Below are 11,125 nucleotides of genomic sequence, written 5' to 3' on the forward strand. Positions count from 1 at the left end.
CTAGGGCGTCTCTGCAAAGTCATGTGAGCCAGAGCATGGTCATGCCGAGGGTGACCATGGCGAGGTAGTTTGTGGCCCGCTTCTCGTAGCGGGTGGCGATGCGGCGATATTGCTTGAGGCGTCCGATCAGCCGCTCGACCCTGTTGCGCTCCCGGTACGCGGCCTTGTCGAAGCCGGGCTGACGCGGCTGATCCTTGCGGGTCGGGATGACTGGCTCGATCCGGCGCTGCCTGAGGCGGCGGCGGGCCGGTGGACTGGAGTAGCCCCGGTCCCCGCAGATTCGGTGGGGACGCAAGCGTGGGCGCCCTCGGCCAGAGCGTGGCACCGCCCCCTTATCCATCAGCGCGTCCAGGGCGAACTGCTCGTGGCGCTCGCCAGCCGTCAGTACCGCCGTGATCGGTTTACCGCCGCCCTCGGCGCGCAGGTGCAGCTTGGTCGAGAATCCGCCCTGACTGCGCCCGAGCGCTTCACCAATCCCCTCGACCGTGCCCTCACCCCCCGATGGCGCCGGACCGGCGGGCACCGGCGGCGTGCTGGTGCGCGCGCACCACCGTGGCGTCGACGAAGTGCAGGTCCCAGTCGAGCTCGCCTCGGGCATCGGCTTGCGCCTGCAGGCACCGCAGCACCCGGTCGAACACGCCGGCCTTGCGCCAGCGATAGAACCGGCTCGACACGGTCCCGACAGCACCGTAGCGGGCCGGCAGATCCGCCCAGGGCGCGCCCGTACGCAAGATCCAGAGCATGCCGTTCAGGACCTGGCGGTGATCCTCCGCTGGCCGGCCCGTGCGCGGCTTCTGCGGAGGCAGCAGCGGGGCGATCTGCTCCCACTGCGCATCGGTCAGTTCGTAGCGTCGCATCCCGATCACATGGGGGCCAGCACACAGCCTGTGAACCCTTTGCAGAGACGCCCTAGTCCTTTTCGACAGGAGGATTGGGCCGCCGTGGTCCGGGCGGTGATCAGCACCCCCGTTCCATCCGACATCAGGTCATCGACGTGCAGGCCGCCGGGACCAACGGCAGCGACGGATTCGAGATCGGCGACGCGCTGCCCGCGGGCCACCACGCAATCCAACGCTCGAACCACCCCACCGCACTGAAAGTGCGGATGAATCCGAAAGGTACACATGGTCGAAACAGACTTAACATATTATAGAATCTGTATATTGTAAATCGTATTGGGTAAAAATATACATCAACATTGATGCGCATTGCAATTTATATTATAAATCGAGAGAAATATATAGATTTTATCTTAATAATAATTCAGGTTTCCAGGATTTTTGCACCGCCGCCTCGTCTAAGACTACGCGTGCTATCCCAGCACGCCTGCCGATCTCCACATCGCAGCCATCGTCTGCCTCATGCTCAAACAGGCCGCGCAACCGGTGGTGGTTCCTAATAGCCTTGGGTGAAGGGTCCATTCATTTATCGAAACCTGCGAAATTTTTTCCTTTATCTGCGAACCTTCCCTGCATTGAGGTCTTACATAAGAATTGTTCTAGATCGATGGCATGCCTTGTGCTAGCCCTAACCAAATATTCAAACTGTCAAATTCCGCCTCGTTGAGCCCGCGGAGATCGTGGTGATTAAGGGACATGGCGCATTCAAGTACGTTACGGGGACGTTGATCGAGTCGTCTCGCGACCGAAACTGGCCGTCCGTGCTGGCCGAAAAATGGACACACGGCGCGGGCAGTCTGCCCCAACTGACGCCGTACGACACAGAGATCGGATTCTTGCTACGAGGCCGATGTAGGGTCGAGCGGTCCGGTAACGGCACCCGTCAGGACACGCACGGCGTGCCCGGCACCGCGTGGCTGTGCCCAAGCGGCGTCCATGAAGATTTTGTCCATCTACACACTCCGATGGATGAAATGTTGCATATATACCTTGCTGCCGAGCCTTTTAAAAGATCGATGCTTGAAGATCTCGATATCGACCCGTCCAATGTATCAATCCGTTATCAGCCGATTGATTTCGATCCTTTGATCGACTTTATTGCGCGACAGATCATGATCGAAATGGCCTATCCGAGTTCGGCCGGAGATTTGCTTATAGAGACCTTAGGCGCATCGCTGGCGGCAAGATTGATTCAGGGATACTCTGAGCAACCGACTCTCCTTTCCAAACAACCGGAAGCGAAAGCTTTAGATCGTGTCCGGTTTTCGCGTGTCATGGATTACGTGGCCGCCAACATCACGGGACGGTTGACCGTCGCACAGATGGCCAAGGTAGCTTGTATGAGTTCGGCTCACTTTGCGCGCAATTTCCATGCGACCACCGGCATGACTCCGCACGAATTTGTGAGCGATCGTCGCTTGGCGATCGCGAAGCAGATGCTGATTGACGGTCATCCGATTGGAGCGACGGCTCTCACCGCAGGCTTCTCGTCGCAAGCCAACTTCGCCCGGGCATTCAGGCGCGCCATGGGTATGACGCCCAGCGATTTCCGCACACGAAGTGTTGGGTGAGGGTCCGTTCCACCGCAGCAGCTCGTGTTCCGGACCGACGCCCGCAATTTCGAAGATCGGCCGGCGTGGGGAGCCGTCGATCTCTCCGGCCCGCCATCCACGAAACCTCACCTCTACCCGATCGCACCGAAATCTCATCTGCGGCCGGAGCGTGCGATTGACCGTCATCGATATCGCAGGGTTTGACAATAACAGATCAGAATATGTGGGTTGCTTAATCCGGGGATTGCGGCACGATCCTTGTCCGGAGATGCAAAGTGAAACCCAGCATCAAGTAAAAAGACTGAAGACCGTCGTATGCTGAAAGATCTTTGTCGCGAAGAACGAGATCGCGAAAGGCGTTGTAGTCTTGCGCGTCACCGGCCTCGAGCTGCCAGCAGCGTCTCCACCTGTTCATAAGATCAGATGTATCGATCTGCCCATAAATCCGAAAGGTGAGACACAAGATGGAATCTTCTATCGACAAACACCTCGTCTGCCCCCGTAGACTATCCCGCCGCGTCGCCGACGATTATCAACCGCCGTTTCCCCTCTTTGTCGCCCGCGCAGCCGAAGACCTCAAGCAGGTTGTGATGGCCTATTTCGGCATTCAGTATCAGGGGCAGGACAAGAAGCCCGCCGCACTGGCAGCCCTCCGCAAGATCGTCGATCTCTTCGCCGGCAACGACGGTCCGCTGAGCTACGACCTAACGCATCATGTCGATGCCTACGGCTACGACAACCTGATCGCGGTCGCCTATTGGCGAGACCCTGCCGCCCACTGTCGCTGGTTGCGTTCGACTGCCGTTGCCGGCTGGTGGGACTCTGACGAGCGCTTGGCCGACGGGATTGGGTATTTCCGGGAGATCGTCAGTCCCCGTGCCGAACAGTATGAGACCCTCTTTACCCACGCACAGGCGGAAAAGTATCAAGGGGTCGGGGCCATTATGGACAGTGCAAGCGGGGAGATCCAGGAGCACGGTTACTGGGGATCAATGCGTGACCGGATCCCGATCTCGCAAACCGACTGGATGTCGCCGAGCGGCGATCTTGAGATCCTGAGCGGAGATCCCCGTCGCGGAGGTCGCGTGACGGTACGGGGCCACGATAACATCGCCCTGATCCGATCGGGGCAAGACTGGCGTGAGGCGGACGGCGCTGAACGCGAACTTTATCTCAGCGAGATGGAACCGCCGCTTCGCCAGGGGATGGACTTTGTTCGAGACAATGGCCCGGCAATCGGTTGCTACAGCAATCGATATGTCCGGAACATCGATCTCGACGGTAACCTCATGGACGAGACCTATGACATAGGCTACTGGCGATCTCTGGCGCACTTGGAAAGATGGGCAGAGTCTCACCCAAGCCATCTCAAGATTTTTGTCACCTTCTTCAGGGTGATTACGGGCTTGCAAAAGCTACGTTTGTATCATGAAGTATCGGTCTTCGATCTCTCCGACCAGCTCTACGAATACATCAACTGTCATAGCAACACCGGTATGCTGCGCGACGCGTCGATACAGGCGATGGCTGCGTAAGCAGTCAAGAGGGAGGAGAACGTGTCGTCGAGATTGCCCTGATGAAACGGCATCTCCTCCCTGAAGCACTGTCCATGCGCTGAGACTCTATGACGAATATTTCGATGGGAAAGCTGAAGATGCCCCCGACCGGTTCCGTTGGAGAGGTCTGCGTAAAATGCTATATTTACTGTGTGACTCATTCGATGCGTAAAGTATCAAGTGTATATTTCTTGATATGAGCGGGTTGTGTTCAGGTCTAGGCTTTCCGAGCCTTTGTCGATGTGGACGATGGAGAACCATTGGTTGCTACGACCGGAGCGCGTTGCGCTACGAGAGCGATCTGATGGATGCGGCGATCTGATGGATGCGGAATGAGTGCTGATCGCACCGTTGATCCCGTCGGCCAAGCGGCGCAGGACCAGTAGCACGGTGGCGACCCGCGAGTTGGTGGACGCCTTGATGTACGTGTTGAGCCCTGGCTATGAGGTGTGCAGTCCCGCGGTGTGTGGCATCAGTTTAGCTGAGGTCTGCGTATATCGGGAGGCTATCGCTCGTGAGAGTATGGAATGCGATAAGTTCACGTGCAAGTGATGCGACATCTTCCTGCGCTGGATAGCGAGTGAACGACAACAGATCGACCACTTCGATGAGCTGCCTTTGGCTGTTTTTCCCGAAGGCTGTTCTTACCGGGCCGCAGCACAGGCGGCTTTGACCGGGGACGACAAGCGCACTTATTGTGGATATGTGAGCGCTGCCGACGAGAATATTCGCGCGGCCGTCTCGTCGGGTCTCGGCGTCGGCATTCTTCCACAAAGTGCGATTTCTAAAGAGCATGTCATTCTCGGCGAAGGTGACGGCTTTCCACCGCTTCCAGATGTCCACCTCCTGATGATTCAGGCGTCAAAGAAAGATGGAATCCGCCGAATGGCCGATGTCCTTCGGCGTTCATCCGGAAGCACATTCGGCCACAACATCGTGTTTGCTTAAGTCGCGCGGCATTGCCGCGCGATGGCGGGCGGCGCTGCGATGTTTGAGGTCTCCGCGCCGCCCGCCATCGGTCGCAGCATCTGTCGTCGGCACTCGCCCCTTGGGCAAAGCGTTCTCCGAATGGTCCCGCCGCGGCGAACACGGCGGCACCGGCTCCGCACGGGACGTCGCGTCGATGCAACAGGGCTTCCTCCCCCGTTGTCGGCCCCGTTTCGTCGGCCGTGTCCGTCGATATCCGCCCTCAGCCGAGCCGAAGCAGGTGGATCAGTCCGAGGCTGACCAGCAGAAGCAGCGCGAGCGACAGGGTCACGGCCGCCGTGACGCGACCGCCGACGCGTCCGATCACGCGCACGTCGACACCGAGCCCAAGGGCGGCCATCGAGACGACGGTGAGGTAGCCGGCGCTCTTCGTGATCGGCCCAAGCGCGACGTCGGGCACGAGGCCGAGGGAGCGGCAGGCTGCGAGGATCAGGAAGCCGAGGATGAACCACGGCACCAGCTTGAACGGATCGAACGTGCGGGGCTTGGCCGGATCGCCCCGGGTGCCGCTGAAGCGCGGGGCGAGAAGCGAGAGGCCGACCACGACCGGGCCAAGCATGAGCACGCGCACGAGCTTGACCAGCGTGCCGATCTGCGTCGCGACGAGACCGGCCGGGACGGTGGCCGCGAGGACCTGCGGCACCGCATAGACGGTGAGGCCGGCGAGGATGCCGTACTGGCTCGCGCCGAGCCCCAGCAGCGGGATCAGGAGCGGCAAGCCCAGCACCATCAGGACGCCGAGGATCGCGGTGAAAGAGATCGAGGACGCGATGTCGTCGCTGCTCGCGCCGATCACCGGGGCCACTGCCGCGATGGCCGAGTTTCCGCAGATCGCGTTGCCGCAGGCGATGAGGATCGACATCCGCACGGCGAGGCCGAGCACGCGGCTGATCATGAAGCTCGCCGCGATCGTCACGATCACCGTCGCGACGATCGCGGCGAGGAGCAGGGGGCCGGAGGCGACGATCGCCGCAAAGCTGATCGAGGCGCCGAGCAGCATCACCGCGACTTCGAGCAATTGCTTGGCGCTGAAAGCGATACCGGAGCGCCAGAGGGCGCTCGGCTGCCAGAACGTCCGGATCGCCATGCCGAGCAGGATCGCGATGACGAGCGCCTCGACATAGGGGTGCTCGAAGGCTCCCTCCTCCAGATGCTGCAGGCCGATCGCGGCGAGGGTCACCGCGATGCAGAGCGCGATGCCCGGCGCCAAGGCCGTGAGGCGCTCCATGACCGGATGCGGCGGTTCTGGCGTCACGGAACGATGGTCCTGCTGCATCGGCACCCCTCGGCGCCGTTCTTCCTATGCCCTCATAGCAATTCCTTGCTGAAGCGCACGCAATTTCGAGAACGATCTTCTCATATCGTTCTATATGATAGAACTTTCTTCAGCTCGCAGGGGTCTGTCCCCATCAGGGGGGGCAGCACGTGCCGGACCGGACAATGCCGCCCAGCGGGCTCTGCGGCCATCCACATGCCGGAGGCCGCGCTCACCAGGCCCGCGAAGGCCCGACAGGCACGGAATGAGCCAAGGCTCGTCGCGCCGGAATACTGTAGACGACGATCAGGCCGTCGACCCGTGCGGTGATCGCGGACCGGAGACCTCGCCTCGACAGCGCCGGGCGCCGATCAGCCCGCGGCACTGTCGACGGTGCAACCGCGGCCGCTTCAGGCGCCGACGAACGTCTTGAGGTGGCCGACCAGCGAGGCGACGGTGCCGAATTTCTCGGCGAATTCCGGATTGAAATACGCGGCGCGCGCGGCGACGATCACGACGACCATCGCCCAGAACAGGCCGACGCCGGAACGCAGCGCGATCCGCGAAGCGGCGCTGGGACGATCCTCATCAGAGCCCTGTGCGACGGGCTCGCCGAAAGGGTCGAATTGAATGGGACGCATGCCGATCACGGGTTCTTTACGACTGCCTTCTAGGTCGTCACAGCATAGCCGCGAAGCAATGGTGGCGATTTCCATATTTTGGCGATGACGGAGAGAGTTTTTCTCCCTGTCGAATCCGGCAGAGAAGATTTCGCTCGGACATGTCTTTGGCCCTGGCCGGAGCCCTCGAGGAACGTCACCAGTGTGCGCGCTGGCGGCTCGCAGGGATCGGCATCCGGGGCGTCGACGACGCAGCCATGCGTACCGCCGGGTGGGGCCGCAGCGTGGTCTGGTGTCCCATGCCGCCGTGCCCCTGTCCGGGTCTCCCGCCCATCGGGCATTCGGAGCGGGTGACGTCACCCCGTCCTGTCGGTCAGTCGTCGGTCTCATCGGACGATCCGGCACGGGATCGCTGGTAGGCGGCGATCGCCTGGGAGCATCCCTCCGACAGATTCGCGCGATTGCGTTTGAAGCAGGCCTTCACCTCGGGTCCGCCCGGCTTCATCCCGGCGCACAGGCGAAGGTAATCGCCCCCGCAACTCGCCTTCATCGCCTCCATCTCGGGTCCCTCCTGCGCCTCGGATGGCCGGGAAACGACCAAGCTGCCTGCGAGGGCGAGGGCCGTCAGGGCGAGGATACGGATCTTCATCATGCGATCTTTGCGTGCGGTGGGGGCGGAATGGACGACCCACGCGGACGGCCGTCCGCGTGGGTCGATGGGGCCTCAGCGGGCCGGCTGGCTCGGCACGGCGGCGGGCGGGTTGGCGAGCTGCTGGCGGACCTCGGCGAGCTTCGCCTGGGCGGTGCTCAGGTCCTGCCGGGCCGAGGCCAGACGCTCGTCGATGGCCGCCGCCTCCTTGTTGCGGGTGGCCAGGGTCTCGGTGAGCGTGGCGAGTTCGCCCTGCGCATCCGTCTGGCGCTTGCGCAGGGCCTCGAGGGCTGTGGCACCGGCATCGCGGTCGGCGGACAGCGTCTGCAGTGCCTGCTCGGCCTGGCCGCGCTCGGAGACGACGCGGTCGCGCTGGGCCTGGGCCTCGGCGAGTTCCTTGCGGACAGTGGAAAGGGCGTCACGGGCCTGCTGGGCCTCGCGATTGGCCTGCTCGATCTCGGAGGTGAGCTTGTCCTTGCTGGCGGTGAGGGCGGCGACGGCCTGATCGGTATCCGTGCGCTGCTTGGCGGCCTGATCGGTGGCGGACCGCGCGTCGGCTAGGTCCTTCTGGGCCGTGGCGGCGGCCTCGCGGGCGTTCTGCTGGCGCTCCTCGGCCTTGGCGAGATCGGCGGTCTTGGCCGTCGCCTCCTGGGTCATGGTCGCGAGATCGGCGCGGAGCTTGGCTTCCTGCACCCGGGCGTCCTCAAGACGACGTCCGACCTCGGCCAGATCCTGGGTCCGGTCGACGGCGGCCTTCTCCGCGCCGGTGATGGCCTCGCGCAGCGGGGCGAGCTTTCCCTCGGCGTGGGCGACCTGGGACTGGAGGTCGGTGAGCTTCTGGGCCTCGGCCTCGGCCGTCTTCTTCGCCTCGGTCGCCTTGGCCTCGGCTGCCTGCTGTTCCTGGGTCAGGGTCGCGGCGCGGGATTTGGCCTCCTCGGCGGCCTTGCTCGCCTGCTGGTCCTGCTGCTGGGCGGTGGCGATCCTGGCCTGGAGGGCCGTCAACGTGCCGGCGGTCGAGATCTGCCGTTCGAGGTCGGTCCGGAGCGCCGTCTGCCGGGTCTGCAAGTCCTCGATGCGGTGGTCACGGGCGCTGCGCTGGCGGGCGCCGGCGATGGAGGCGACGATGAGCCAGACGAGCAACACGGCCGCCACGACCGCGAGGCTGAAGGGCAAGGGGCGTCGGAGTTCGGAGCGATAGTCGATGGCCATGGGGGTCTCGCGAAGTCGGGGGAAGGCGGTGGATCGAACCCCGGCACGGCGTCGCCCGGCTTCGTCTGCGGCCGGCGCCCTGGGGCACCGGCTGTGTCACGGGTTCAGGCCGGCGAGCGGCCGTCGGTGGCGTAGCGGTCGATGGCCGAGGGCAGCTCCCGCGAAAGGCGAGACAGGAGCGCGCTGCGGCTCAGGCCGGTCTGCTGGGTCAGGTGGTCGAGGGTATCGGGGCCGATGGCGCGTTCGAGATCGGCCTCGGGGATGTCGCGGTTGGTACCCTGGTTGACCCAGGAGTTCGCCGTCTCGCCGTGGCCGCCCTTGGTGAAGTGGTCGACGAGTTCGCTGAGGCCGCTGGCGATGAGGCCGCCGACGCCGGCCGTTCCGAGGCCGCCGAGCAGGCCGTCGAGATTGCCGAGGCCGCCGGAGGAGCCGGTGTTGGACGCGGTGTTCGGGATCGGCGGGACGGTACCGTGGTTCGGGCTCAGGGAGGGGGTCGACGGGGTCTCGTGACCCTTGAGAAGTTCGGCGAGCTTGTCGCGGTTCTGGTAGCCGGCCACGGCCAGCAGGCCCAGCAGCGCGGTCATCGAGGGATAGCCCTTGCTCATCGGTCGTCCTTTGTCGGTTGGGAGGGTCGGACGGGTGTCCGCCCGCGGGGGCTCGGCCGCCGTACCGGCGACCGTGATCTGACCTGGCAGTGGGCCAGGCAGGTGTGAGATAGAGGACGTCTGGAACTCGGTCGGCTTGAAGCCGGCCTTTCCCATCCTCTGTTCGGTCTCGCCCGCCAGCGCCTGCAAGCGCGAGACATCCACGGATCCGCTAGGCGTCCGGGAGCTATGCCGTCATGGCACCGGGCCGGCCGCCGTGGCGGGCCCGGAGGTTCGGGGGATCACGGACAGGCGTGGCGGGCGCCGTCGTTGCTGAGGTACGTCCCGCTCGACGCATCGTAGGATCGGAAGCGACGGGCGCAGGCGGCGACGGCCTCGGGACCCAGACCGCCCTGCACCACCACCGGGGCGGCCTGCGCCTGCGAGTTGGCGATGGCGCCGCCGATGATGGCGCCGGCCGCCAGCCCGACGACGCCCGCGCCCACCGCGGCGCCGACGCCCGGTCCACGGCGATGGCCGTACCCGCGGCGGTAGCCGTAGCTCCGGCCATACCCGCGTCCGCCGCGCCAGCCGTGACGATGACCGAAGCGGCGGTACTGGACGTAGTCGGTCGGCAGGTCACCGCGCACCAGTGCGTCCATGGGGGTCGCGGATGCCGGCGCTGCATGGGCGGGAAGGCCGACGAGGGTGGCTGCGACGGCGGCGGCGAGGGCTAGGGTCAGCTTCATCGTGGATCCGTGTCCTGAATCGGTTTCGCGCGGGGGCGGACGGTCAGTAGCCCCGGCGGTTCGGCGGCGCGGATGAACGGCCGCCGAAGCGGCGGCTGACGTAGGCGATGACCTTCGGGAGCAGGAAGGCGGTGAGGAGCTTGCGGATCATGGGATGGTCTCCTGAGCGGATGGGTCAGTGCGTGCGACGGGACAGCCAACCCACCGCGAAGGCGACGGCGGCGAGGCCCAGCAGGGTGGAGGTGCGGTGGTGGTCGGCGTAGCGCACGGCCTGACGGCCGTAGGTCGTGCCGCGCTCAGCCGCGTGACGGGCGAGGTCGCGACCGTCCGCAATGAGGTTCCCCGCGCGGTCGCGCGCCTCGTCGACGAGGTGACGTCCGTCATCGATCAAGGTGCCGGCGCGGTCCCGCACCTCATGGGCGAGGTCGCGTCCGTCGTCGACGAGATCCTCGGCCCGGTCGCGGGCGCGGCCATAGGCGTACTGAGCACCGCCGGCCACCTGGTTCGCGGCGCCGCGGACCTGGCGGCCCGGATCCCCGGTGAGGCCGCCGACGGCGGTCTGAGCGCGACCCTTGAGGTGGCGGGACGCGCCGCGGAACTGGTCACCGTTCATGGGATACTCCTTGGGTTCGAATGATGGGGCGCCGGGACCCGTGCGGGTCTCCCGCGGTCTCGGGTCAGCGCTTGCCGGTGACCTTGTCGACGAGCGAGGCGACGCCGTCCTTGGCCTCGCCGACGGTGCGCTGGGCCTCGCCCTTGAGTTCCTGGGCCTTGCCCTCGACGACCAGCTTGTCGTTGCCCGTGACCTTGCCGGCGGCCTGCTTGACGTTGCCGGCAGCCTCGTTGGCGAGGCCCTTCAGCTTGTCCGTGGTGCTGCTCATGGGATGGCTCCCTCGGTTCGAGGATGAAACTGGGATGGGGGCCGGCCGGTCGCGATGACCGGCCGGGGATCGGCTCAGACGCGGCGGGCGTCGTAGGCGTCGGCCAGGGTGTGGAGCTTCGGGGCGCCGAGGCGACCGCCGAAGAAGCCGGCGAGCGCACCGAGGATCAGGGCGAGCGCGCCG

The 11,125-nt window shown here is 64.6% G+C and carries 12 protein-coding genes and 1 pseudogene; 3 read left to right on the plus strand and 10 right to left on the minus strand.

Annotation, left to right across the window (positions count from 1 at the left end; all coding sequences use genetic code 11):
- Positions 1 to 19: 19 nt before the first annotated feature.
- Positions 20 to 857 (minus strand): IS5 family transposase gene (locus MKK51_RS12980; RefSeq protein ID WP_243977626.1). Its coding sequence is split into 2 segments (ribosomal slippage): positions 20 to 499 and positions 501 to 857, totalling 837 coding nucleotides; the frame shifts between segments, so codons are not numbered across the junction.
- Between the two features lie 941 nt (positions 858 to 1,798).
- Here MKK51_RS12980 and MKK51_RS12985 point away from each other — a divergent pair.
- The 3 genes from MKK51_RS12985 to MKK51_RS12995 all read left to right on the plus strand — a co-directional run bounded on the left by MKK51_RS12985 (position 1,799) and on the right by MKK51_RS12995 (position 4,956).
- Complete coding sequence (locus tag MKK51_RS12985) at positions 1,799 to 2,470, plus strand: helix-turn-helix domain-containing protein (protein WP_243977611.1); 672 nt, start codon at positions 1,799 to 1,801, stop codon at positions 2,468 to 2,470.
- Between the two features lie 446 nt (positions 2,471 to 2,916).
- Positions 2,917 to 3,987, plus strand: coding sequence for a phenylacetaldoxime dehydratase family protein (locus tag MKK51_RS12990; protein WP_243977612.1), 1,071 nt, complete (start codon positions 2,917 to 2,919; stop codon positions 3,985 to 3,987).
- A 615-nt stretch (positions 3,988 to 4,602) separates the two neighbouring features.
- On the plus strand, positions 4,603 to 4,956 hold the full coding sequence (locus MKK51_RS12995; RefSeq protein ID WP_313898808.1) for a LysR substrate-binding domain-containing protein: 354 nt from the start codon (positions 4,603 to 4,605) through the stop codon (positions 4,954 to 4,956).
- A gap of 241 nt (positions 4,957 to 5,197) precedes the next feature.
- On the opposite strand, the gene MKK51_RS13000 is transcribed toward MKK51_RS12995, so the two are convergent.
- From MKK51_RS13000 to MKK51_RS27375, 9 genes and pseudogenes are all read right to left on the minus strand, one after another.
- Positions 5,198 to 6,271 carry a YeiH family protein gene (locus MKK51_RS13000; RefSeq protein ID WP_409565675.1) on the minus strand — a complete coding sequence of 358 codons (1,074 nt, stop codon included), beginning with the start codon at positions 6,269 to 6,271 and terminating at the stop codon, positions 5,198 to 5,200.
- 389 nt (positions 6,272 to 6,660) lie between these two features.
- On the minus strand, positions 6,661 to 6,966 hold the full coding sequence (locus MKK51_RS13005) for a hypothetical protein (protein WP_243977614.1): 306 nt from the start codon (positions 6,964 to 6,966) through the stop codon (positions 6,661 to 6,663).
- 277 nt (positions 6,967 to 7,243) lie between these two features.
- Positions 7,244 to 7,522, minus strand: a complete 279-nt coding sequence (locus tag MKK51_RS13010; RefSeq protein ID WP_243977616.1) for a hypothetical protein — start codon at positions 7,520 to 7,522, stop codon at positions 7,244 to 7,246.
- 72 nt (positions 7,523 to 7,594) lie between these two features.
- Positions 7,595 to 8,728 carry a chromosome partitioning protein ParA gene (locus tag MKK51_RS13015; RefSeq protein ID WP_243977618.1) on the minus strand — a complete coding sequence of 378 codons (1,134 nt, stop codon included), beginning with the start codon at positions 8,726 to 8,728 and terminating at the stop codon, positions 7,595 to 7,597.
- A gap of 104 nt (positions 8,729 to 8,832) precedes the next feature.
- Positions 8,833 to 9,333: a YidB family protein gene (locus MKK51_RS13020; protein WP_243977620.1), complete on the minus strand. Its 501-nt coding sequence runs from the start codon at positions 9,331 to 9,333 to the stop codon at positions 8,833 to 8,835.
- A 281-nt stretch (positions 9,334 to 9,614) separates the two neighbouring features.
- The gene (locus tag MKK51_RS13025) at positions 9,615 to 10,061 is read right to left on the minus strand and encodes a BA14K family protein (protein WP_243977621.1); all 447 of its coding nucleotides are present in this window, start codon (positions 10,059 to 10,061) and stop codon (positions 9,615 to 9,617) included.
- Positions 10,062 to 10,236: 175 nt separating this feature from the next.
- Complete coding sequence (locus MKK51_RS13030; protein WP_243977623.1) at positions 10,237 to 10,674, minus strand: CsbD family protein; 438 nt, start codon at positions 10,672 to 10,674, stop codon at positions 10,237 to 10,239.
- Positions 10,675 to 10,738: 64 nt separating this feature from the next.
- Complete coding sequence (locus tag MKK51_RS13035; protein ID WP_243977625.1) at positions 10,739 to 10,942, minus strand: CsbD family protein; 204 nt, start codon at positions 10,940 to 10,942, stop codon at positions 10,739 to 10,741.
- A gap of 74 nt (positions 10,943 to 11,016) precedes the next feature.
- A pseudogene (locus MKK51_RS27375) lies at positions 11,017 to 11,125 on the minus strand (PhnA-like protein); the annotation flags it as partial.

Origin of the sequence: Methylobacterium sp. E-045 (assembly GCF_022829685.1) — a bacterium.
Lineage (GTDB): Bacteria > Pseudomonadota > Alphaproteobacteria > Rhizobiales > Beijerinckiaceae > Methylobacterium.